This window comes from Flavobacterium sandaracinum (assembly GCF_004349135.1).
Taxonomy (GTDB): Bacteria; Bacteroidota; Bacteroidia; order Flavobacteriales; family Flavobacteriaceae; genus Flavobacterium; species Flavobacterium sandaracinum.
Map to the genome: position 1 here is coordinate 23072 of NZ_SMFN01000022.1, position 24547 is coordinate 47618.

Consider the following 24547-nt stretch of genomic DNA (forward strand, 5'->3'; position numbering starts at 1 on the left):
CCAATTCTTATGTGTCTATAAAGAAAAAGTGATCTAAATAAATTTTAGACCACTTAGTTACATCAAAGTATTTTTTTGATAAAATTACCTTACAATTCTTTCTGGATAATCCGTTATAATACCATTTACTTTAAGTTGTTGTAAATTATTGATATCCGCAGGTTCATTGACAGTCCAAGGATATATTTTAAAATTATTCGCTTTCATTATCGCAACGTTTTCAGCCGTTAAAGTTTTAAAATAGGGATTTATTGCCTGAGCTTTCAGTTCTTTGCCTGTTTTAATAATATCCTCAATAGGATCTTTGTAGGTTAGTAAACCAATCGCAATTTCGGGACTCAAAGATCTCATTTTTTGCAACTCCCCTATTCGGAAACTGGATATAAAAAAATCTTTATTTCTCCACCCTTTTTTCTTGTACTCTTCTATAATTCTATAGGTATCCGCTGCGGTGTTCGTTCCTTTCAACTCAATATTAAGCACCACTTTTTTATCGATAGTCTCAATCACTTCCTGCAAAGTTGGGATTTGATGTTTTCCAGCAACCAAAACTTTTCGCAAATCTTCAAAAGTATATGCTTCTATTTTTCCTTTTGCATTTGTGATTCGGTCTAAATCATCATCATGAAACACAACCATTTCTCCCGTTTTAATTTTGAAAACATCAATTTCTAACATATCGGCTTTTAATTCCATTCCTTTTTTTATGGATGCCAATGTGTTTTCGGTTTCGTGTCCCATAGCGCCTCTGTGCCCACAAACCACAAATTTGTTTGAAGTACAATTTGATAATAACAAGGCCATTGATGAAGCCATTAATAGTGTAGTGAATTTCATAATTTTCATTTAAGTTTTGTCGTAAAAATAGATTATCTGGCAGACCCAAACATTAAGTAGGGATTAAATTAAGACTATTTTACCTCAAGTAATTCGATCTTTAGTAGTCTAATTTGGGTAATACTATCTTAAAAAAAGAAGGTTTAGCAGTCCTTTTTTAAGGTTTCATTAACACAAAAGTATTCTACAGTTATTGTTAAAATAACAGCCTTTTTTCAATTAGTCAATTCCTTTGTCAGCACTAAAAAACAAAAAAATAGTATTCATGAAACAACTTCACTTATTTTTATTTACGATGGTGCTAACGGTTTTTGTTGGCGCAACAAATTTTGCCCAAACAACTCAAGCCTCTATTTCAGGTATCGTTTTAGGCAATAATTCAGAACCGCTGAAAGATGCAAAAGTTCAAATCCGAAATGAATCAACCGGATTTAAAACCAATTCATTGTCTAATTTCAAAGGCGTTTTTACGTTCAAAGAACTTCCTTTAGGCGGACCTTACACCATTAGCGTTACAGCTTTAGGTTTTGGAGAACAACAACGTTCCGGTTACACCTTAAATCAAGGGGATTTAATAAACATCAAAATTCTGATGCAAGACAACATTCAAAATCTTGAAGTGGTTGAAGTGGTTGGTCGTGGTTTAAAAAACAAGACAGGAAATTTAGGAGCAGCAACAGCTGTAACAGCAAAACTAATCAATGCGTTGCCGGTTAATGGAAGAAATTTCACCAGCTTAATGGATTTATCGCCTTTGACCAGAGGCGGAAATATTTCAGGCCAACTAGCTTCCTCGACAAATTACACACTAGATGGAATGAATGCTAAAAACCCAACTTCAGCAGGATCTACAACCAGTCGAAGTGGCGCTCCGTATTCGATTTCCATAGAAGCCGTGAGAGAATTTAAGGTGGTTACCAATCAATATGACGTAAGTTATGGTCGAAGTGGTGGTGGAACAGTTAGTGCCGTAACTAAATCAGGAACAAATGATTTAACAGGAAGTATGTTTGCCTACAACCGCGCTGACTGGCTGTCAAGCCCGTATGACATTAGAGGAAACAGACGTCAAAATGATTTTTCGACTACGCAATACGGTTTTACTTTAGGAGGACCAATTATTAAAGATAAATTACATTTTTTTGTAGCTTGGGATCATCAACAAGATTTACGGCCTTTAATCATCGCTGATGTTCAATCTGCAGACGACGAACTGCGTTTTAATGTTACGAGAGCTACCTTAGACAATTTTGTAACTATTGCCCGCAATGAATATGGTGTTTCCAGTTCTCCACAATACGGAACTTTTGATAAAAAAAGGAATTCTGATGCTGCTTTCGCTCGTCTTGACTGGCAAATTAACAGCAATAATTTATTGACAGTACGCAATAACTTCACCTATGACAATAATAAATTAGGGCTGCAAGATAACACTGCCATAAATTTATATGAATCTTTTGGAGATGACTTAAATATTGATAATAGTATTTTGGCTTCTTTGCGAACCAAAGTAAATGCAAGAGTCACAAATGAATTAAAAATACAGCATTTGTATACTTTTCAGGATAGTAATCCAGGTGATCAATTGCCTGATTACAACATTCCTCGTGCTATCGTGGAAAATGTGGCTTCAACAATCAACGGCGCAATAAGAACTACGAATATTCAAATTGGAGGTCATCGATTTGCGCAGGAAAAATTTACCAATAATGTTTTCCAAATTGTAGACAACATTTATTATAACACGGATAAAGTGAAATATACTTTTGGTTTTGATTTAATGCAAACACATTCAAAATCTTTATATGGCAGCGAAGTAAACGGTCGTTTCCATTTCAATAGTGTGGCTAACTTTGACAATCAAACTCCCTATCGTTATTTCAGAGAAGTTCCTTTGGTGACTGATCCTACCGTGATTTCGAACATATTAAATGCTGGAATTTATGGTCAGTTGCAGACTAAAATTGGCGTGGGATTAGACTTGACTTTAGGGTTGCGTTTTGATTATGCTAAATATCCGACTGCAACATTCAATCAGTTGGTTTTTGATGAATTAGGTATTCGTACGGATAATAAACTTCAGTCAGCTATTCTTCAACCAAGAGTGCAATTGTCTTGGGATGTAAATGAAAATCACAAAGATTATATTCGCTTTGGAGGGGGAATTTTTGCTTCTGATTTAAATAATTATGCAATAATCAACAACTTATATTTTGATGGAAATCACACTGCAACTGTAGATGTGAGAGCTCCAAATGTTCCTTTGCCAAATTTCAATGATTATCGAAATAATTATGCTAGTATTCCAACTTTGGATGCGTTTCAGCTACCGACAATAAATTTCACAGGAACAGATGCTAAAGTTCCTGTTGTCTATAAAGCAAATGCATCTTACTCCCATTTTTTTACTGATAGATTGAAAGCAGGAATAGCAGGATATGCAACTTTAGGACGCAACAACTATGTTTATGTAGACCGCAATATGGTGGCGAATCCATTTTTTACCTTAGCCAATGAAGGCGATCGTGGCGTTTATGTTCCAGCAAGCTCAATCCCTGCAAATGGAGCCGGAGACTGGATGCAAGGGCGAATCAGCAATAAACTAGGACGTGTTTTAGAATTGAACAGCGAAGGAAAAGTCAATCAATTTGCACTGGTGGTTGATGCTACCTATCGCTATTTTAAAGACGGTGAAATATCCGCCAGTTATACCTTGAATGACACCAAAGACAATACTTCATTTAACGGAAACGTAGCCAACACAGCAACTTTAGTGTTACCAGTAGAAGATGATCCAAGAGACTTGACCAAAATGAGTTATTCCGATAATCATTTCCGTCACAAAGTAGTATTTTACGGAACACTACCTACTTTTTATGGTTTCAACATTGGAGTCCGATATTCAGGTATTGGCGGCACACGCTACAGTTTAGTATCAGGAGGCAATACAAATGCTGATTTTGTCACTTCATCCAATGATCTAGCGTTTGTATTTGATATTAATAATCCGGCAGTTCCCCAAAATATAAAAACAGGATTGCAAACTATACTTGATAATCCGGCTGCAAGCCAAAGTTTAAAAAACTACATCAACAAATACTCTGGCAAACTAGCCGAGAGAAACGGGGGAATAAATGAGTTTTATGGTCTTGTTGATATAAGAATCACCAAAAAAGTCACTATATACAAAAAACAATTTTTAGAATTTACAGCAGATATCTTTAATGTTGCCAATTTACTAAATAAAGAATGGGGTGTAAATAAATCGTTGGGAAGTCAATCACTATATGCTTTAGGTACGCCTGCATCAGGATCAACAGCCGCGGTTCCGGGATTTGACAGCAGCAGACAACAATTTAATTACAGAGTAAACAATGCCGGACTTCCTTCGCTTTCTGGAAATCCATTCCAAATACAAATTGGGTTCAAATATGCTTTTTAAATCCAACTCTTAATTTATTCTTTACAAGATAAAGCGTATTCATTGATTTGAATGCGCTTTTTTTTATAAATTTCAAACCCAAAATCAGTAAATAAAATAATAATACATCATAAAAGTTAAATCTATAAATATAAATTACATTTAATCACAATTAATTATTAATTTTATATTCTAAAACTCCTATTATTCACGTTATCACTAAAAAAACTTTTGCATATGATTTAATTGTACTTAACCACTAAATCCACACATTATGTCAAAATTAAGCATTTACGAAACAAGCTGGATTAATCTTGTTTTCCAAGACAGAAACAAAGAATATGGAGCGTATCAGTTGCGTCGAGAAAGTACAAAAACGGCATTGACCTCCCTTTTTATGGGCGTTCTATTTTTATTTAGTGCTTTAAGCATTCCCATAATTATTGCATATTTTAATCCCAATCGAACACCCCCGATTGACATTCCTGATTTCAGCAACACTATAGTGCAACTTACTGACATAATTCCAAACCAGCTTGAACCAAAAAAGGCATTGCCAGAGATAAAAACTAAAAATATTGCGGCACCAATTAAAAGCGCCCAACTGGTTAATCCGATAATCGTTCAAGCTTCACAAGCCAATCAAGACATTGCAAAAAACACCGACAATACTACCATAACAAATACAACTTCAGAAGGAACAGGTACTATTGGCATCAATCCCGCTTCTCCTTCTGGAGTCGAAACAACAACAGCCATTGATACAGGGAATGCGATCATCAACAGCGTTTCGCTAGATAAACTTCCTGAATTCCCTGGCGGAATTAATAAGTTTTATACGTATGTAGGTAATAATTTTGAAAAAAAAGAAATAGAAGGCAGTGGATCGATTCGGGTTTACGTTTCTTTTGTAATCGAAAGAGATGGCAGCATGAGTGACATTCAAGTCAAAAGAGATCCTGGTTATGGACTAGGTAAAGAAGCTGTTCGCGTATTGAAATCATTGCGAACAAAGTGGTCTCCTGGAATGATTGACGGTAAAGCCGTGCGAACCGCCTACAACCTTCCCATTACAGTACAGATGAATTAAAAAACAGAAAAAGCTCCAATTTAAAATTGGAGTTCTTTTTACCAATTTTATTTGTTTTAAAACAGTCTCCTTATAGCTACAAAAAGTTATCACCTAGCCCTGATTGAGCTGATATCCTCGAAGCAGCGCGCAGAGATAAAGGCGAAAGCAGGACGACTATTTCTTAAGATTACTAAATATTCTGCTCCTACTACTTCTGTTTGGATTCCTTCAAATAAACAGCTAAACCAATCCTAAAATAAACAACATTCCTTATCTTTGCAACTTCAAAATATGATATATGGAAACTGTTTTAGAAAATACTTTACCTGTAGGCAAACCAAAGTGGTTAAAGGTAAAACTCCCAATTGGCCAAAAATACACCGAGCTTCGCAGTTTGGTTGATAAATATAGTTTGAACACGATTTGCACTTCAGGAAGTTGCCCAAATATGGGTGAATGCTGGGGTGAAGGAACGGCTACATTTATGATTTTAGGAAATGTGTGTACCCGCTCTTGTGGCTTTTGTGGTGTAAAAACCGGAAGACCTGAGACCGTAGACTGGGATGAACCAGAAAAAGTGGCGCGTTCTATAAAAATCATGAACATCAAACATGCTGTAGTCACTAGCGTTGACAGAGATGATTTGAAAGATGGTGGTTCTATTATTTGGATTGAAACCGTAAAAGCCATCCGCAGAATGAACCCAAACACAACTCTTGAAACCTTGATTCCCGATTTTCAGGGTATCGAAAGAAATATAGACCGTATCGTGGAAGCCAATCCAGAAGTCGTTTCACACAATGTAGAAACAGTTCGCAGACTGACTCGTGAAGTCCGTATTCAAGCAAAATATGACCGAAGTCTGGAAGTACTGCGCTACTTGAAAGAAAAAGGAATCAAAAGAACCAAATCTGGCATTATGTTGGGTCTTGGTGAGCAAGAAGAAGAAGTGTATCAAACTATGAGAGATTTGCGTGCAGTACACGTTGATATCGTTACAATAGGACAATATTTGCAACCCAGTAAAAAACACTTGCCGGTAAAAGAATTCATAACTCCAGAGCAATTTGCAAAATACGAACAATTTGGGTTGGAATTAGGTTTCCGACATGTTGAAAGCGGGCCATTAGTTCGATCCTCCTACAAAGCACAAAAACATATTCTTTAAAAAAACTGTTTCAGGTTTAAAGTTTCAAGTTGAGAAACTTTAAACCTGAAACTTTAAACAAAAAAATATTGAAAACAAGAATTGCCATAAATGGTTTTGGAAGAATTGGAAGGAATTTATTTCGCTTGCTCTTGAACCATCCCTCCATAGAAGTTGTTGCCATAAATGACATTGCTGATAAAAAAACAATGGCACATTTAGTAAAATACGACAGTATTCACGGAGTTTTACCATTTGCTGTTAGCGCTGACGAAAAAGGGATTTTACTCGACGGAAAACATTATTTGTTTTTTCACGAAAAAAGGATTTCTAACCTCGATTGGAAAAGCTTAAACATTCATTATGTAATTGAATCTACCGGGAAATACAAAACTTTTGAAGAACTGAATTCCCATATTATAGCTGGTGCTAAAAAAGTAATACTCTCTGCACCCTCAGAAGTAGACACTATAAAAACGGTAGTTTTAGGAGTCAATGATTTTATATTGGATGGCTCAGAAAACATCATTTCAAATGCCAGCTGCACCACGAATAATGCGGCCCCTATGATTAAAGTGATTAATGAACTTTGTGGTATTGAACAAGCCTATATTACCACAATACACTCCTATACAACAGACCAAAGCTTACACGATCAACCTCATAAAGATTTACGTCGCGCTCGCGGGGCGAGCCAATCTATTGTTCCTACAACAACAGGAGCAGCCAAAGCTTTGACAAAAATATTTCCTGAGTTTGAAGGTAAAATAGGTGGTTGCGGCATCCGTGTCCCAGTTCCTGATGGTTCTTTGACTGACATCACTTTCAATGTGAAACGTGCTGTCACCATACAAGAAATAAACGCGGCCTTTAAAATAGCAGCACAAACTAATTTAAAAGGGATTTTGGATTACACCGAAGACCCTATTGTCTCTGTTGATGTAATTGGCAATAAAAATTCATGTATATTTGATGCCCAACTTACTTCAGTTATCGATAAAATGGTTAAAGTAGTTGGCTGGTATGATAATGAAATAGGATATTCTTCAAGAATAATTGATTTAATACTTTTGACAAGCATGAAAAATAACCAATAAAAAAATCGGTAACAAATGAAATTGCTTTTCGTTTATGTACTCTTTTTAAATACACTACTGTATTCTCAACCCATTGAGGATGCAGATAGTACCGCTTATTATAGTAGTTTAAGTCATTCTCATGTTCAAAATAACAATTACAAAGAGGCATTAGTAAATACCCAAAAAGCAATACAATATGCCAAGAAAAACAACAACATTAAGGATCTTGCCATTGAAAACTACAACCTAGGAAAACTGTATTACGACTTAAGAAAATATAACGATGCAATTGAATATTTTCTAAAAAGTAGTTCGCTTATCGCGATGCAAGAACCTGCAGTTATCCAAGCGGACCTCTATTACAATCTTGGCTTGTGCTACATGGCAAAAGAAAATTTCGACAGAGCTGCCATGTACTTTCAAAAATCAAAATCCATTTATACGGCACTAAATATCCCCGATGTTGCTGAATTGTTTCAACTTCAAAAAGGATTAATTTACAAAGGTAAAAACAAATTAGATCTCGCTTTAACGGTTTTTAAGACTATAATTGCAATCCCCACTACTCCTGCTTTATCAAATACCAAAGCAGAAGCCTTGTACCAAACTGGTAGTATTGAAGCACTAAAAAACAGAAATAATTTAGCTTTAAACTATCTTGATAAAGCGCTTGAATTAAATGACAAATCGGAGAATCTTGAACAGAAATCTAACATATTGCTTGCCTTAAGTACTGTTCACGAAAAAATATTAGATAAAAACAATGCCTACTCTTATTTAAAACAACATCTCAATCTAAAAGAGCGCCTTGCTATCATCAATAACGAAAGACTGGGAATAGACGATTATACAAAATTCAAGGAATCAGAACGGTTAAAAGAAATTGTTCAAACCAATAATGAAACTAAAGAACAGGAAAGAGCCAGTAAGTTTTCTAAACTCATTAGCATCCTTGCTATTGCGTTGATCTCTATTTTATCCTTATTAAGTTTGTCATTGTACAAAAATAACATCATCCGAAATCAGTCCAATTTGCTGTTAAAGGAGAAAAATAAAGAATTAGAAATTGCAAAAGACAAAGCCGAAAAGGCGTCAAAAGCAAGATCTGAATTTCTATCGACCGTAAGTCACGAACTTCGCACCCCCTTGAATGCTATCAATGGAATTACGCATTTACTATTAGAAGAAAATCCAAAGAAAACACAAATGGACTATTTGTCTTCGCTAAAATTTTCAGGCGATTACTTGACCAAATTTATAAATGAGATTTTAGAAATCAATAAAATTGAGTCCCACAGTATTGAAATTGAATACACTACCTTCAACCTAAAACAACTTTTAATTGGAATTCAAAATTCATTAAAAGAATTAGCCTTGGTAAACAACAATAATTTCAGGTTAAATGTTGATGCTGCGATTCCTGACTATTTGATAGGTGATCCAACGAAATTATCCCAAATTATATTAAATTTAATTAATAACGCCCTGAAATTTACTAAAAATGGTGACGTTACGGTAACCGCCAACCTCCATGTTTTAGAGGACACAGCGGCAACATTATATTTTGAAATAACAGATACTGGAATTGGGATTCCTGAAGACAAACTGACCAGCGTGTTTGATAGTTTCTCACAAGGTTCAATTGAAGTCAATCGAAAATACGGCGGAACAGGCTTAGGACTGACCATTGTAAAGAAATTAATTAAAATCCTAGGTGGACGAATAGAATTAAAAAGCATCGTAGGCCAAGGCTCTTCCTTTTCTTTTAAATTAGCCTTTAAAATAAGCGAACTTCCTGTAGAATTTAAAGTCGCCAAAAAAGTTGACTATAATTCTAAATTAGTAAACAAAAAAATATTACTGGTTGAGGATAATAAAATCAATCAAATGATCACAAAAAAAATGCTTCATAATAAGCGAATCATCTGTGAAGTAATTGATAATGGAGAAGATGCAATAGACTTAGTACGTAAAAATAAATTTGATTTGGTGCTAATGGACGTTCATTTACCCGGGATCAATGGAACAATTGCTACAGAATTGATTCGGACTTTTGATGCTGCAACACCTATTATCGCGCTTACCGCAATCTCGCTTCATGAAAATCGCGACATGTTATTATCATTTGGTATGAACGATGTTATTACCAAACCGTTCATACCAGAAGAATTTTACACCACAATTGCTGAATATATCTAGAAATTAATACTTTAAGATTAGTTCTCTAATAAGACTTCTCACTTTTGGCTCAGCTGCTTTGGCAGCTTCAAGAACTTCATCATGAGAGATCGTGCCAATACTTTCTTCGTTACCCATGTCCGTAATCACAGAAATCCCAAATGTTTCCAAATCCATGTGACGTGCCACAATTACTTCTGGAACAGTGGACATTCCTACACAATCAGCACCCAGAATTTTAACCATTTTGTATTCAGCTAACGTCTCAAAAGTAGGTCCCTGCAATCCTAAATAAATTCCCTCATGAACTTCTATTTCTAATTCCTTTGCCAATTCAGTGGCTTTGGCAATCATATTTCTCGAATATGGTTCGCTCATATTTACAAATCGAGGTCCAAAACGTTCGTCATTTTTCCCTCGTAAAGGATGTTCAGGCGTCATATTGATATGATCCGTAATCATAACAATAGAACCCACTTTATAACTTGGATTCACACCACCAGAAGCATTTGAAACTACCAATTTCTCCACACCTAAAAATTTCATTACTCGCACTGGAAATGTAACTTCGGTCATAGAATAGCCTTCATAAAAATGAAAACGTCCTTGCATCGCAACCACTTTCTTGTCTCCTATTGTTCCAAAAACCAATGCGCCTTTATGACCTTGCACAGTTGACACCGGGAAATTTGGGATTTCATTGTACGGCAACGTGTATGACACTTTCATTTCATCCGTAAAACTTCCTAATCCTGAACCTAAAATCACACCATATTCAGGTGTGAAATTGATTTTTTCTTGAATAAAACTAACTGTTTCTTGTACTTGTTCCCACATAATTTATAATTGTTTTATCAAAATTTTCACTTCCCGAAAGGAAAGAACTTTGTATTGGTAAATAAAAAAGTTGTTCGCTTGGTACACTTCCTTTTAAACGTACATAATCTTTTTCGGTAGTAATAATAATGTTGTTTTGCGCTACATTTTTAATTTCTAATAGGTCTTTATCGGTAAAATTATGATGGTCTGGAAAAGACAAACAGACATCATTTGAGTTTTGTAAATAGGAAAAAAATGGTTCTGGTTTTGCAATTCCTGCTACCAATACCTTAGTAGCTGATTGAATTTCATTTACATTTATTGTTCGGTTTTCTCCATAAATATAATCATCGTAAGCTATAAAAGTAAAATACAATTCCTGATTTACACCAACTTTTAAACTCTTTTTAATCTTATTTTGTTCGTCAAGCGAAAGATTGAAAGGACATTTGGTGACAATAATAATATTTGCTCTTTTAGCTCCATCCCTGCTTTCTCTTAAATTTCCTGTTGGTAACATAAAATCATCCGAATATAAATCGCCGTACGAAGTGAGCAAAATATAAAATCCTGCTTTTACTTTTCTGTGTTGAAAAGCGTCGTCCAATAAAATAACTTCCGGCTTTTCAGGAAGATATAGTAATTGTTCAATTCCGTTTTTTCTGTCAGCATCAACTGCAACATGTATCGATGGGAATTTTTGAAAAAATTGAAAAGGTTCGTCACCAAGATTTTTTGCATTTGTACCGGCTTGCGCCAAAATAAAACCTTTGGATTGTCTTTTATAACCTCTGCTTAAAGTGGCAATTTTATATGTATCCGAAAGCAACCGAATCAAATATTCAATTTGGGGTGTTTTTCCGGTTCCACCAACGCTAAGGTTCCCAACAGCAATAACAGGCAAATCAAAAGAATAGAATTTTAAAATGCCTTTATCGAAAAGAAAATTTCGAATACTCGTTATGAGACCATATAAAATGGCAAACGGAAACAGTAATTTTCGAATTAAATTCATTTTACGAAAGTAGAATAAATTATCTTTGATTTAAAATTTTGTTTCTTTTGTTTAATGTTTAAAGTTGATCAACATTAAACTTGGAACCTCAGACTTTAAACTAAAAAATCATGAAAATCAAAGAAATAATTTCCGTACTTGAAGAAATGGCGCCACTCGCCTATGCAGAAGATTTTGACAATGTCGGATTATTGATTGGAGATCAAGATGTAGAAGCTACTGGAATATTGGTTTGTCATGATGCTTTAGAAAATATAATTGACGAAGCAATTGCAAAAAATTGTAATCTGGTGGTGTGTTTTCATCCGATATTATTTTCTGGTTTAAAAAAAATTACCGGAAAAAACTATGTGGAACGCGCCGTTATTAAAGCCATAAAAAATGATATTGCCATTTATGCTGTTCACACCGCACTGGACAATCATCAGGAAGGAGTCAATAAAATATTCAGTGATGCACTGGGCTTGGTAAATACTAAAATCTTGATTCCAAAACAAAACTTCATTCGGAAATTAGTGACATTTACCATTCCTGAAAATGCAGAAGAAGTACGAAATGCGTTATTTAATGCTGGAGCGGGAAATATTGGCAACTATGAAAACTGCAGTTTTAATTCGAAAGGAATTGGAACCTACATGGGAAATGAACACAGCAATCCGCAAGTTGGCGAACGATTTGAGTTTGTGCAAGGAGACGAAATCAAAATCGAAGTCTCTTTTGAAAAACATTTGGAAAACAAAATTCTAAAAGCATTATTCAAAAGCCACGCGTATGAGGAAGTAGCATATGAGATTTATGAGTTGCAAAATCAGCATCAAAATATTGGTTTGGGAATGATTGGCGAATTGAAAAATCCCATGAGTGAAAAAGAGTTTCTGCTTTTTACAAAAGAAAAAGTGCAATGTGGTGGAATTCGACATTCCAACTTTATTGGAAAGGAAATTAAAAAAGTAGCCGTTCTTGGTGGAGCTGGAAGTTTTGCAATAAAAAATGCCATTCAAGCCGGAGCTGATGCTTATTTGACAGCAGATTTGAAATACCATCAGTTTTATGAAGCCGAAAATGAACTTTTATTGGCCGATATTGGACATTTTGAGAGCGAACGCTATACAAAAAATTATATTGTAGAGTATCTTCGAAAAAAAATCCTTAATTTTGCAGTTATTTTATCAGAAGAAAATTCAAATCCAGTTAAGTACTTATAGAATATGGCGAATACGAAAGAATTAAGTGTTGAGGACAAGTTAAGAGCAATTTACGATTTACAACTTATTGACTCTAGAATTGACGAAATCAGAAACGTAAGAGGTGAACTTCCTCTAGAAGTAGAAGATTTAGAAGATGAAGTGGCTGGTTTAAGCACACGTTCAGAAAAATTGAAAGGAGAACTTGAAGTTATTGAGGATCTAATCAAATCAAAAAAGAATGCAATTGATGAGCACAAAGAAGCTATCAAAAAATATACGAAACAACAAGAAACGGTTCGTAACAACCGAGAATTTAATTCGTTGACTAAAGAAGTTGAATTCCAAGAATTAGAAATTCAATTGTCTGAAAAACAAATTAAAGAAATGAAAGCTTCTATCGAGCACAAGAAAGAAGTAATTTCAAATTCAAAAGAAAGATTAGAAGCAAAATCGAATCACTTAAAGCATAAAAAATCAGAATTAGACGCTATCATGGCTGAAACTGCGAAGGAAGAAGCATTCCTTTCAGAAAAATCAGCTGAATACCAAGCTTTAATTGAGGAAAGATTATTAAAAGCGTACACAAGAATCAGAACTAGTGTTCGCAATGGTTTAGCTGTTGTTTCCATCGAAAGAGGAGCTTCTGCAGGATCATTCTTTACTATTCCACCACAAACACAAGTAGAAATTGCTTCCAGAAAGAAAATCATAACTGATGAACACTCCGGAAGAATATTAGTAGACAGCGTTTTGGCTGACGAAGAAAAAGAGAAAATGGAACAGTTGTTTTCTAAATTCTAATTACATTTAAGTCCCGATACATATCGGGACTTTTTTATTATGAAGAAAATATTTTATTTTATATTCACTAAATCCATTGGTTCCTACATCAACTTCTTAAGTTTTGTATCCCCAAAAAAAGCATCGCAACTTGCCTATGCTTTATTTAGCGAGCCCCGAGAAGGAAAATTGTTAAAAAACCAACTTCCTGAAATTCTACAAGAAGCTACCACTGAAATATTTCAGCACAAAGGCGATTCCTTTCACACCTACACCTGGAAAGGAAATAACTCAATTGTACTTTTAGTGCATGGATGGGAAAGTAACGCTTCAAGATGGGAAAAATTTATACCATATCTAAAAAAATCAGGCAGTACCATTATAGCAATAGATGGTCCCGCACACGGTTTATCCAGTGGAAAGGAGTTCAATATTCCTCAATATGCCGAGTTTATTCATATCGCTGTTGAAAAACACAAACCTCAGTACTTAGTAGGCCATTCTATTGGTGGAAAAACCTGCTTGTATTACCAATCCGTTTATCAAAATGACACGCTAAAAAAAATTGCAATTCTTGGATCTCCCAGTGATTTTAATATTATCTTAAACAATTATATTACATTGTTGAGTTTGAATGCTAAAATTTTAAAATCGTTAGAAGCTCATTACTTGAATCATTTTAAACTTAGCCTTGAACAGTTTTCTAGTAAAACATTTGTATCTAAAATAAACACAAAAGGACTCATCGCTCATGACATTGACGATACTGTAGTTTTATTTGAAGAAGGAAAAAAAATTGCCGAAGTATGGAATAATGCTGTTTTTATTGAAACCAAAGGTTTAGGTCACAGCATGCACGATGATGAATTATATAAAAAAGTCTGCCGTTTCTTATTTGACTAATTTTAAAAAAACTATTTCGCAAAGATTCACAAAGGAAACACAAAGCTTCACGAAGAATTTTATGATTTATTTCAAAAAAAAATTGACTTTATCTACGTTACATTTTTGAGCATCTTTGTGTAACTATACTTTTCAAATCAATTTTAAATAGTATCTAATTATCAAATTCATTACTTTTGCAGTATGGAAGAAAATCTAAAACGCCTCAATAAATTCATAGGAGAAACTGGGTATTGCTCCCGCCGCGAAGCTGATAAAATCATTGAAGAAGGTCGAGTGACCATCAATGGAGTCGTTCCAGAATTAGGCACAAAAGTTTCACCTGATGACGAAGTGCGTATTGACGGTAAACTAATCCGAGAGAAAAGAGAGAAATCTATTTATTTAGCTTTTAATAAACCTGTTGGAATTGAATGCACCACCAACTTAGAAGTTCGTGGCAATATTGTAGATTATATTAATTATCCAACACGCATTTTCCCTATTGGCCGTTTAGATAAAGCATCCGAAGGATTGATTTTTATGACTAATGACGGCGATATTGTCAACAAAATTCTTCGTGCTAGAAACAACCACGAAAAAGAATATACGGTAACAGTTAACAAATTAATCACCGATCGTTTTATCGAAAAAATGAGTAATGGTGTTCCAATTTTAGACACGGTTACCCGAAAATGTAAGGTAGAAAAAATAAGTTCTACCACGTTCAAAATCATCTTAACACAAGGCTTAAACCGTCAAATCCGTAGAATGACCGAGTATTTGGGTTATGATGTTATTGCCTTGAAACGCATCCGAATTATCAACATATCACTTGATATTCCTGTGGGGAGATTCCGTGATTTGACTGATGCAGAAATCAAAGAATTAAACGAACTCATCGAGCCATCAAGCAAAACAGAAGAAGCGAGTTTTCCTAAACCAGAAAGAACAGAAGCTCCCAAAAGAAGAACTGAATTCATCAAAAGAGATGATCCAAGGTTTAAAGGACGAGGGGATTATTAAATAAAAAAAGAGAAGGTTTTACAACTAAAATAAGTTTTTGAAATTTGAGTATTTGCAACTACCTCTCTTGTAATAAGAATCCTAATAAATAAGGCCGTTTCACAAGTTGTGAAACGGCCTTTTCTAAATCAATACTATATTTCTATTTATTTCTTTTCATTTCTCTTGCCAAAAGCGTGTTTTTCAATAACATGGCAATAGTCATAGGTCCTACTCCACCGGGAACTGGAGTAATAAATGATGATTTTTTACTCACTTGTTCAAAATCAACATCACCAGTAATAACATATCCTTTTTCGTTTGTTTCATCTGGAACACGAGTAATACCTACGTCGATAACCACAACACCCTCTTTTACCATGTTTGCTTTCAGGTAATTTGGAACACCCAAAGCCGTAATAATGATATCCGCTTGAATAGTAATTTCTTCAATATTTTTAGTGTAACTGTGTGTTAAAGTCACCGTTGAATTTCCAGGAAACCCTTTTCTTCCCATCAAAATGCTCATGGGTCTGCCCACGATATGGCTACGACCAATCACAACGGTATGTTTTCCTTTGGTTTCTACACCGTATCTTTCTAACAATTCTAAAATTCCAAAAGGTGTCGCTGGAATAAATGTCGTCATGTCCAACGCCATTTTTCCAAAATTCTCAGGATGAAATCCATCGACATCTTTACTTGGATCAACCGCCATCAACACTTTTTGCTCATCAATTTGCTCTGGAAGTGGCAATTGGACGATAAAACCATCAATTTCATCATTCTCATTCAATTCCTTAATCTTCTTTAGCAATTCAATTTCAGTAGTGGTACTTGGCATTTTCACTAAAGTAGATTCGAAACCTACTCTTTCACAGGCTTTTACTTTACTTCCTACATAGGTTAAACTTGCTCCATCATTTCCAACAATCAGAGCTGCTAAATGAGGTACTTTCTCCCCATTGTCTTTCATTTTTTGTACTTCTACAGCAATTTCACTTTTAATATCTTCCGCTGTTTTTTTTCCGTCTAGTAGTTGCATTGTTATTTGGTTTAATATATTAAAGCAAAAAGTCTCAAAATCATTACGACTTTAAGACTTTCTACCTTTGACTCATTTTATCTCATTCCTGGCATTCCGCCTTTCATACCGCCCATCATTTTCATTAGGTTTTTCCCTCCTGGCCCTTGCATCATTTTCATCATCTTGCTCATTTGGTCAAACTGCTTCATCAACTGATTGACTTGTTCGATTTTGGTCCCCGAACCTTTAGCTATTCTGGCTTTTCTTTTGACATCAATCAAAGCCGGCTTACTTCTTTCGATTGGCGTCATCGAGTGAATAATGGCTTCAATATGTTTGAAAGCATCATCTTCAATCTCGACGTCTTTCATGGCTTTTGAAGCACCTGGTATCATTCCGACCAAGTCTTTCATATTACCCATTTTCTTTACTTGCTGAATTTGCGAAAGGAAATCATCAAAACCGAATTCGTTTTTGGCAATTTTCTTTTGGATCTTTCTTGCTTCTTCTTCGTCAAATTGCTCTTGTGCTCTTTCTACCAAAGACACAACGTCTCCCATTCCCAAAATTCTTTCGGCCATACGAATTGGATAGAACACATCAATCGCGTCCATCTTTTCGCCTGTACCTACGAACTTAATTGGTTTATTAACAACCGATTTAATCGAAATTGCAGCTCCACCACGAGTATCTCCATCTAATTTAGTTAAGATAACCCCATCAAAATTTAATCTTTCGTTGAAGGCTTTTGCAGTATTTACAGCATCTTGACCCGTCATTGCATCTACAACAAACAACGTTTCTTGCGGCTGAATCGCTTTATGAACGCGTTCTATTTCGTTCATCATTTCCTCATCGACTGCTAAACGACCCGCAGTATCGACAATCACGACATTGAATCCGTTTGCTTTTGCATGTTTGATTGCGTTTTGAGCAATTTCAACGGGATTCTTATTCTCTGGCTCTGAGTACACCTCAACACCAATCGAATCTCCAACAACATATAATTGTTGAATCGCCGCTGGACGGTAAATATCACAGGCTACCAAAAGTGGCTTCTTGTTCTTTTTTGTAAGAAGATAATTCGCTAGTTTTCCAGAGAAAGTAGTTTTTCCAGATCCTTGCAAACCTGCCATCAAAATAACCGATGGATTTCCCGAAAGATTGATTCCAGCAACATCGCCACCCATTAATTCAGTCAGTTCGTCTTTAACTAACTTCACCAATAATTGTCCCGGCTGAAGCGTTGTTAATACATCCTGTCCAATTGCTTTTTCTTTTACTTTAGTCGTAAAATCTTTCGCAATTTTAAAATTGACATCGGCGTCAAGCAACGCACGACGAACTTCTTTCAAAGTTTCGGCTACGTTTACTTCAGTAATTTTTCCGTGTCCTTTTAATATATGAAAGGCTTTGTCTAGTTTATCGCTTAAATTATCGAACATAGTATTTATTTATTTTGAAATGCAAAGATAAACTAATTAGGAAATTAGGCAATTAGATCATTAGAATATTGACAATGGATTTTCAGGTTTATTTTAACAAAAAAACGACCTCATTTTGAAGTCGTTTTCTATCTCTTTTTACATTCTTTCCGGAACACTAATTCCTAACAGTTTAAATGAAGCTGCAATAGTATCTGCCACTTTTTTAGACAATTGAACACGGAAAATTTTCTTTTCTAAGTCTTCTTCTCCAAGAATTGGAACTGCTTGATAGAATGAATTGTATTCGCGAACTAAATCATAAGTAAAATTAGCCAACAAAGCAGGACTGTGATGCTGCGCCGCATTTTGAATCACTTCAGGGAACAACTCTAATTGTTTCACCAATTCTTTCTCTTTTTCGTGCAGCATTGTCATTTTTGATGTATTCGAAAAATCAAAATTTGCTTTACGAATAATCGATTGAATTCTGGCATACGTATATTGAATAAACGGTCCTGTATTTCCAGCAAAATCTACAGATTCTTCCGGGTTAAAAAGGATTCGTTTTTTAGGATCCACTTTTAAAATATAATATTTCAAAGCACCCAAACCAATTGTGCTATATAATTTTGCTTTCTCCTCAGCAGAATAGGAGTCTAATTTTCCTAAATCTTCGGCAATTTTTTGTGCGGTATCGGTCATTTCCTGCATCAAATCATCGGCATCAACAACTGTTCCTTCACGGCTTTTCATTTTACCAGAAGGTAAATCTACCATTCCGTAGGACAGATGAAACAAGTTTTTAGACCAATCAAAGCCTAATTTTTTCAAGATCAAAAACAAAACTTTAAAGTGATAATCCTGCTCATTTCCTACAGTATACACCATTCCGCCAACATCTGGATAATCTTTCACACGCTGAATCGCTGTTCCAATATCTTGCGTCATATAAACTGCAGTACCGTCGGAACGCAATACAATTTTACGGTCTAAACCTTCATCTGTCAAATCAATCCAAACGGAACCGTCAGGATCTTTTTCGAAAACTCCTCTGTCTAAACCAATTTGAACGACATCTTTTCCTAATAAATAGGTGTTGCTTTCATAATAAAACGCATCAAAATCGACACCTAAATTTTTATAAGTAGTCGCAAAACCGTCATAAACCCATTGGTTCATAGTTTTCCAAAGCGTAATTACGGCATCATCACCTGCTTCCCATTTCAGTAACATTTCTTGTGCTTCCAGAATGATTGGTGCTTGTTTTTTGGCTTCCTCTTCCGTTTTGCCGGCGTTCATTAATTGCGCTATTTCTTCTTTATACGCTTTATCAAAAGCAACGTAATAATTACCAACTAATTTATCCCCTTTTAGACCGGTTGATTCTGGTGTTTGTCCGTTTCCGAATTTTTGCCAAGCCAACATTGATTTGCAAATATGGATTCCTCTATCGTTAATGATTTGAGTTTTATATACTTTTTTACCAGAGGCTTTGATGATTTCAGCCACTGAATACCCTAAAAGATTATTACGAACGTGACCTAAATGCAACGGTTTATTAGTGTTTGGCGAAGAATATTCTACCATTACCGCTTTGTCTTCTATATTTGGAGTAACGAAACCAAATTTAACATCGTCTTTTATTGCTCCAAAGAAATCCAAATAATACGCATCAGAAATAACGATATTTAAAAATCCAGAAACCACATTAAAACGACTCACCTCAGCCAAATTTTCAACTAAATAGTTTCCTATTTTATTCCCCAATTCGACTGGATTGCTTTTAACTACTTTCAATAATGGAAAAATAACCATAGTAATATCTCCTTCAAATTCCTTCCGTGTAGTTTGAAATTCAACTTTATCAATCGTAACGTCAAATAAAGCTTTTACAGCTTGTTCAATAGAGGGCGTAAGAATCTGTTGTAATGTCATGGTGTAAATTTAAAAGTGCAAAGATAATTCTAATTCCTTAATATGCTTATAAAAGTTTTTCTATTACGTCTTAAAAACACTAATAAATGAAAATAACCGTTTTACAACTATATTTAAGATTGAGTTAACATAAATTTAGCATTTTTTAAAAATCATATTTCAATTTTTACTATTTTTGACATGCAAATTAACAACCTAAAACATGAAAAAGACACTTATTTTTATATTGTTGATGGTTTTATATACCGGTCACTCTCAGTCAGTTACCGTAAGTACAACAAAATACACGGTTGACGAATTGGTAAATCAGGTATTAGTAAATTCGCCATGTGTTCAAGGTACCAATGTTACTTCGAGGACAGGGACAGCATTTGGATCTTCAAATGGAATTGGTTATTTCGAAAATACTAATTCTGCCTTTCCTTTTACCACTGGTGTTGTATTAAGCACGGGAGATGTGACTAGAATTCCTGGACCAAACACGAGCATTCTAAGTGATGGTACACCCGCATGGACCGGAGATTCTGATTTAGAGGCCAACCTACTTTCACAGTCGGGAATAACTATTAATTCAATAAATGCGAGTTACATTGAATTTGATTTTCAGCCCAAAACACCCAATTTTAATTTTTCTTTTCTTTTTGCCTCCGAGGAATACGGAACTTCTCAATGTAATTTTTCTGATGCTTTTGCTTTTCTTCTAAAAGATGTGACTGCGGGTGGTGCAAATGTAAATTTAGCTGTAATTCCTGGTACCGCGATCCCTGTTTCTGTTGAAACTATTAGAGACAATACTTACAATGCAAATTGTCCTTCTGCTAATCCAAGCTATTTTGGTGCTTTTAACGGAAATGGATTTGGTCCTGCCATAAATTTCAACGGACAAACAGTTTCAATGCTGGCGTCGGCAACCGGTTTAGATATTACTCACGTCTATCGAATAAAATTAGTAATTGCTGACGGCGGAAATAATGTGGGATATGATTCCGCCATATTTTTAGAAGCCAATAGTTTTAACATCGGACAAGATGTTTTAGGATTGGATTATACAACGGCAAATAATGCTGCCATTTGTCCCGGAAACACGTTACCAATATTATCTGCCGCAGGTTTAGATCCGGCAACTACTTTTGTTTGGAAAAAAAACGGAATAGCATTTTCACCCCCACAAACAGGGGTAACATTAGATCTCAACTCAATTACTCCACTGGTTAGTTCCGGAACTCACACCTACAGCGTGACCTACACAGAACCTGGATGTATTGCTGTTACAGATGAAATCACTGTGGAGATTTATGCAAAAATTGGTGTTATCGCGACAGTTCCTAACATTTATGCCTGTGATTCTGGAGCTTCCTCTTATGATTTTGATCTAAATAAAAACAGCACTATCATTCGAGCTGGAATTAACCAATCGACGAGTACAGCAGGTACGCTAGATGATTTACCTGCAAATACTATTATTACCTATCACTTAACTGATGCAGATGCAAGGGGAAATATTGGCGCCATATCAATTCTACAGACGATTACAAGTGCTGAAAGTGGCAAACAAATATTTGTTCGAATTCAAAATCCTATTACATTATGCTATGAAATCAGGTCTTTCCAATTGCTGATTGTTCCGCCACCTCAAATTGCAAATGACCCAGCCGATGCAACATTATGTTCCAGAAATTTATCTGACAACCCTTTAAGAGCTAATTTTAACTTAACAGCACAAATTGCATCCATTATTGGTTCTCAAAACACCACTTACAACATACTTACTTTTCACTCTTCATCAGCAGGAGCAAATAACAATACTACTATTATAACTCTAAATGCAAGTAACCAAATACTATCTCCAAGTAGAACATTGTGGGTCCGATTACAAAATACTTCAAATAATAACTGTTATGTAGTTACCAGTTTTCAATTAATTGTAAACCCATTACCTGAAGTAGATATTTTACAAGATGTATTTGTATGTACTTCTTATACGCTACCTGTTTTAACAAAAGCCGGCGCTCAGTATTGGACCGGTAGTAACGGAAGCGGAATACAGCTTTTTGCAGGAGATGTGATAAATACCACCACACTGAACCTTTTTGTATATAATCAGTCCGGAGTGTGTACCAATCAAGATTCATTTAATGTCACTATTGCCAATTTAAGTACAATCACACCAGTTTCAGAAACCTATTGTACCAGTTACGCACTTCCAGCTTTACCGTATGCAAAATATTTCACTCAAAGCGGAGGTACCTCTACTCCCGGAAATACACAATTAGCAGCAGGATTTGTTGTCAATACTCCAGGAATTAATAGAATATATGTTTGGTTTGAAGACACCACAGTCACTCCATCTTGTACCCGTGAACAACCATTTGATATAACAATAATACCATTTACTGTATTGCCTAATTATCTAAATCAATTTGGATGCACGACATACACTTTACCAGTTGACCCAAATGGAGGTGTCTATTACACCGGTACCAATAAAAGTGGTTCCCTTTTACCACCCGGAACAGTGCTAGCGACAACCACTCCAATTTATGTTTACAAAGAGACTGGTACTGCCCCAGTAAATTGTTCTTCAGAAAAAAGGTTTACCGTTTTTATTGGTTTAGCAAGTATTGCACCTCCAGCAGATGTAAATTCCTGCTCCGCTTATCGACTGCCAGCCTTAACGGTTGGAGAGTATAGAACAGCCGCTGCAGGGGGTGGAACTGTTGTAGCCGCCGGAACATTTATCAATGCAACTACAACGCTCTGGTTTTACATAGCAGGAGAAACTTGCACTAATAATCTTGACTTTACCATTACAGTAAATATCGCCCCTTTACCCGTGATACCGGACACTGAACCACAATGTGACGTCTATTATTTGCCTGCGGTGCCGCGTTCAGGAAATTATTTCACGGGACCCTTAGGAACTGGACAACTTCGTCCTGTGGGATATCCAGTAACCTCAACGCAAACAATGTACTTTTACGATAAAGCCCCAACTGGTTCATGTTATGTTGAAGAAGAATTTATGATCACCATTAATAGATCACCAGCAATTGATGCAAAACCGGTGGAAGTTATTCGATGTGGTCAAAGTTATACTTTAGATGATTTAAGAAACGGAGAATATTATGAATTTTCCGGTGGTCCCTCTCCTATAAATCCTGTTTTACCACCAGGAACCGTTTTAACAACTTCAAAAACGATTTATGTTTATGCCGCAGCTGCAGCACCTAACACTTGCGTTTCTGAATATAGTATAGATGTACTAGTTACATTTGTAAATGACATACAGGATAAATATTCCTGCAATAGCTATGATTTACCAGCTATCGTAGGAATGGGAAGCTATTACACCGCTCCAAACGGTCCTAATGGGACTGGAGTACAATTATTGCCGCCTTATTCTCCCATAACAGCAACAACTACGCTGTATGTATACGTAGAAAACAATAATAGAGTGACCTGTATTGATGAAGATCCTTTTATTATCACCATCTATAATACTCCAACGATAACACCTATCGCTCCTGTTACCAGATGCGAATCCTATGAACTCCCTTCATACATAGCTCCAGTAACGAGATATTTTACAAATCCAGGTGGTCCGGGAAGCAACAATACTGAAAGATTTCCAGGCGATTTCATCACTGCGTCAACTACTATTTATGCGTATGCCGAATCAGGAACCGCAGCAACCGTTATTTGTCCTGCTGAACAACCGATGGTTATTACGATCACCGAAAAACCAAAACCAACTCCAATCATTCCTGCCATTTGTATCGATATTGATACCGGAATTACTACTGCTGCTTTTATCGAAAGCGGATTTACCGCACCACAGTATTCCTTTGAATGGAAAAGCGAAGACGGCACCCTAGTCAGTACCAACGAGAATTTTTCAACAAGTGAACCCGGAAACTACACGCTCACGGTAACCAATTTATCCATTTTTGGTTGTACCTCAGACAGTGTGCCTTTCACAGTTATTGAATCTTCAAAGCCCTTGTCCGTAACCTATACAACTAGCGGATGGTTCACGGATAACCAAACCATAACTGTTACTGCTATCCCATTTGTTGGCGATGGAAGTAATTTTCTATATTCATTAGATGGAGGTTCACCACAAGAGAGTAATGTATTCACCAACGTAAGTTCTGGACTTCATGAAATAACAGTGAGCGATGCCAATTGCGGAACTTTTACTATCCCATTATCAGTCAGACTTATAAACAGTCCTAAATTCTTTACTCCAAACGGAGATGGATTTAATGACACATGGAACATCACCGGGATACCTAACGAGGAAAATTTAAAATTGTACATCTTCGATCGCTATGGAAAACTACTTAAAGAGTTATTTCCAAATGGTTCAGGTTGGGACGGAACCTTTAATGGTTATCCACTCCCAGCTGACGATTATTGGTTTTCGATTTCCTACACAGAAGATAACATTACTAAAGAATACAAATCACATTTTTCTCTGAAACGATAAATCGGAAGACAAAAAAAAAGAAGGCTTTCCTAATCGAAAGCCTTTTTTTATTCATAAAAAAATTAAAATTAAAATAGCTGTAACAAAATAAGGCTTTAGCAGTCTACTAAGGAGATTCAAACAAACAGTATTTATAGTTAATCAAAATGATATGGGGCTGCGTTAGGTAATTACTTTTGAGTTAAATCAGTTGAGTGATTTAATTAAAATCCAAACTCCTCTTCATATAGAAAAAAAATCCTTCTGA

16 protein-coding genes are annotated in these 24547 nt (G+C 35.6%); 10 read left to right on the forward strand and 6 right to left on the reverse strand.

Annotated elements, in window-relative coordinates:
* Positions 1–84 precede the first annotated feature (84 nt).
* Entirely contained in the window at positions 85–837 is a 753-nt protein-coding gene (locus tag E0F91_RS14935; RefSeq protein ID WP_073351037.1) for a glycerophosphodiester phosphodiesterase, read from the reverse strand.
* A gap of 265 nt (positions 838–1102) precedes the next feature.
* Between E0F91_RS14935 and E0F91_RS14940 the strand changes: the two genes are divergently transcribed.
* The 5 genes from E0F91_RS14940 to E0F91_RS14960 all read left to right on the forward strand — a co-directional run bounded on the left by E0F91_RS14940 (position 1103) and on the right by E0F91_RS14960 (position 9755).
* Positions 1103–4279, forward strand: coding sequence for a TonB-dependent receptor (locus tag E0F91_RS14940; protein WP_132067250.1), 3177 nt, complete (start codon positions 1103–1105; stop codon positions 4277–4279).
* A 253-nt stretch (positions 4280–4532) separates the two neighbouring features.
* Positions 4533–5348: an energy transducer TonB gene (locus E0F91_RS14945; RefSeq protein WP_132067251.1), complete on the forward strand. Its 816-nt coding sequence runs from the start codon at positions 4533–4535 to the stop codon at positions 5346–5348.
* A 280-nt stretch (positions 5349–5628) separates the two neighbouring features.
* Entirely contained in the window at positions 5629–6498 is an 870-nt protein-coding gene (gene lipA, locus E0F91_RS14950) for a lipoyl synthase (protein ID WP_091255323.1), read from the forward strand.
* 68 nt (positions 6499–6566) lie between these two features.
* Positions 6567–7574 (forward strand): type I glyceraldehyde-3-phosphate dehydrogenase, encoded by a 1008-nt coding sequence (gene gap / locus E0F91_RS14955; protein ID WP_132067252.1) that lies wholly within the window; start codon positions 6567–6569, stop codon positions 7572–7574.
* Between the two features lie 15 nt (positions 7575–7589).
* A complete protein-coding gene (locus tag E0F91_RS14960; protein ID WP_132067253.1) occupies positions 7590–9755 on the forward strand; it encodes a tetratricopeptide repeat-containing hybrid sensor histidine kinase/response regulator in 2166 nt (721 codons plus the stop codon).
* A gap of 3 nt (positions 9756–9758) precedes the next feature.
* Here the strand turns inward: E0F91_RS14960 and E0F91_RS14965 are convergent, their stop codons facing one another.
* On the reverse strand, positions 9759–10571 hold the full coding sequence (locus E0F91_RS14965; RefSeq protein WP_132067254.1) for a purine-nucleoside phosphorylase: 813 nt from the start codon (positions 10569–10571) through the stop codon (positions 9759–9761).
* Positions 10543–11568 carry a tetraacyldisaccharide 4'-kinase gene (lpxK, locus tag E0F91_RS14970; RefSeq protein ID WP_132067255.1) on the reverse strand — a complete coding sequence of 342 codons (1026 nt, stop codon included), beginning with the start codon at positions 11566–11568 and terminating at the stop codon, positions 10543–10545. Before lpxK ends, E0F91_RS14965 begins: the two co-directional genes overlap by 29 nt.
* 110 nt (positions 11569–11678) lie before the next feature.
* Between lpxK and E0F91_RS14975 the strand changes: the two genes are divergently transcribed.
* From E0F91_RS14975 to rluF, 4 genes are all read left to right on the forward strand, one after another.
* Positions 11679–12773 (forward strand): Nif3-like dinuclear metal center hexameric protein, encoded by a 1095-nt coding sequence (locus E0F91_RS14975; protein WP_132067256.1) that lies wholly within the window; start codon positions 11679–11681, stop codon positions 12771–12773.
* A 3-nt stretch (positions 12774–12776) separates the two neighbouring features.
* Positions 12777–13556, forward strand: a complete 780-nt coding sequence (locus E0F91_RS14980; RefSeq protein WP_132067257.1) for a zinc ribbon domain-containing protein — start codon at positions 12777–12779, stop codon at positions 13554–13556.
* A gap of 39 nt (positions 13557–13595) precedes the next feature.
* Entirely contained in the window at positions 13596–14438 is an 843-nt protein-coding gene (locus E0F91_RS14985; RefSeq protein WP_132067258.1) for an alpha/beta fold hydrolase, read from the forward strand.
* Between the two features lie 183 nt (positions 14439–14621).
* A complete protein-coding gene (gene rluF / locus E0F91_RS14990; RefSeq protein ID WP_132067259.1) occupies positions 14622–15443 on the forward strand; it encodes a 23S rRNA pseudouridine(2604) synthase RluF in 822 nt (273 codons plus the stop codon).
* A gap of 142 nt (positions 15444–15585) precedes the next feature.
* Here rluF and E0F91_RS14995 read toward each other — a convergent pair whose 3' ends face one another.
* From E0F91_RS14995 to argS, 3 genes are all read right to left on the reverse strand, one after another.
* On the reverse strand, positions 15586–16467 hold the full coding sequence (locus tag E0F91_RS14995; protein WP_132067260.1) for a bifunctional 5,10-methylenetetrahydrofolate dehydrogenase/5,10-methenyltetrahydrofolate cyclohydrolase: 882 nt from the start codon (positions 16465–16467) through the stop codon (positions 15586–15588).
* Between the two features lie 77 nt (positions 16468–16544).
* Positions 16545–17894, reverse strand: a complete 1350-nt coding sequence (ffh, locus tag E0F91_RS15000; RefSeq protein ID WP_132067261.1) for a signal recognition particle protein — start codon at positions 17892–17894, stop codon at positions 16545–16547.
* A 138-nt stretch (positions 17895–18032) separates the two neighbouring features.
* Positions 18033–19811, reverse strand: a complete 1779-nt coding sequence (gene argS, locus E0F91_RS15005) for an arginine--tRNA ligase (protein WP_132067262.1) — start codon at positions 19809–19811, stop codon at positions 18033–18035.
* 202 nt (positions 19812–20013) lie between these two features.
* Between argS and E0F91_RS15010 the strand changes: the two genes are divergently transcribed.
* Positions 20014–24300: a T9SS type B sorting domain-containing protein gene (locus tag E0F91_RS15010; RefSeq protein ID WP_132067263.1), complete on the forward strand. Its 4287-nt coding sequence runs from the start codon at positions 20014–20016 to the stop codon at positions 24298–24300.
* Positions 24301–24547: the final 247 nt, after the last annotated feature.

Coding starts and splice junctions, on each gene's coding strand:
- ffh (WP_132067261.1), bottom strand. CDS start 17,894: ATGTTCGATAATTTAAGCGATAAACTAGACAAAGCCTTTCATATATTA.
- argS (WP_132067262.1), bottom strand. CDS start 19,811: ATGACATTACAACAGATTCTTACGCCCTCTATTGAACAAGCTGTAAAA.
- E0F91_RS14975 (WP_132067256.1), top strand. CDS start 11,679: ATGAAAATCAAAGAAATAATTTCCGTACTTGAAGAAATGGCGCCACTC.
- E0F91_RS14940 (WP_132067250.1), top strand. CDS start 1,103: ATGAAACAACTTCACTTATTTTTATTTACGATGGTGCTAACGGTTTTT.
- E0F91_RS14980 (WP_132067257.1), top strand. CDS start 12,777: ATGGCGAATACGAAAGAATTAAGTGTTGAGGACAAGTTAAGAGCAATT.
- E0F91_RS14945 (WP_132067251.1), top strand. CDS start 4,533: ATGTCAAAATTAAGCATTTACGAAACAAGCTGGATTAATCTTGTTTTC.
- lpxK (WP_132067255.1), bottom strand. CDS start 11,568: ATGAATTTAATTCGAAAATTACTGTTTCCGTTTGCCATTTTATATGGT.
- E0F91_RS14995 (WP_132067260.1), bottom strand. CDS start 16,467: ATGCAACTACTAGACGGAAAAAAAACAGCGGAAGATATTAAAAGTGAA.
- lipA (WP_091255323.1), top strand. CDS start 5,629: ATGGAAACTGTTTTAGAAAATACTTTACCTGTAGGCAAACCAAAGTGG.
- E0F91_RS14985 (WP_132067258.1), top strand. CDS start 13,596: ATGAAGAAAATATTTTATTTTATATTCACTAAATCCATTGGTTCCTAC.
- E0F91_RS14960 (WP_132067253.1), top strand. CDS start 7,590: ATGAAATTGCTTTTCGTTTATGTACTCTTTTTAAATACACTACTGTAT.
- rluF (WP_132067259.1), top strand. CDS start 14,622: ATGGAAGAAAATCTAAAACGCCTCAATAAATTCATAGGAGAAACTGGG.
- E0F91_RS14965 (WP_132067254.1), bottom strand. CDS start 10,571: ATGTGGGAACAAGTACAAGAAACAGTTAGTTTTATTCAAGAAAAAATC.
- E0F91_RS15010 (WP_132067263.1), top strand. CDS start 20,014: ATGAAAAAGACACTTATTTTTATATTGTTGATGGTTTTATATACCGGT.
- E0F91_RS14935 (WP_073351037.1), bottom strand. CDS start 837: ATGAAATTCACTACACTATTAATGGCTTCATCAATGGCCTTGTTATTA.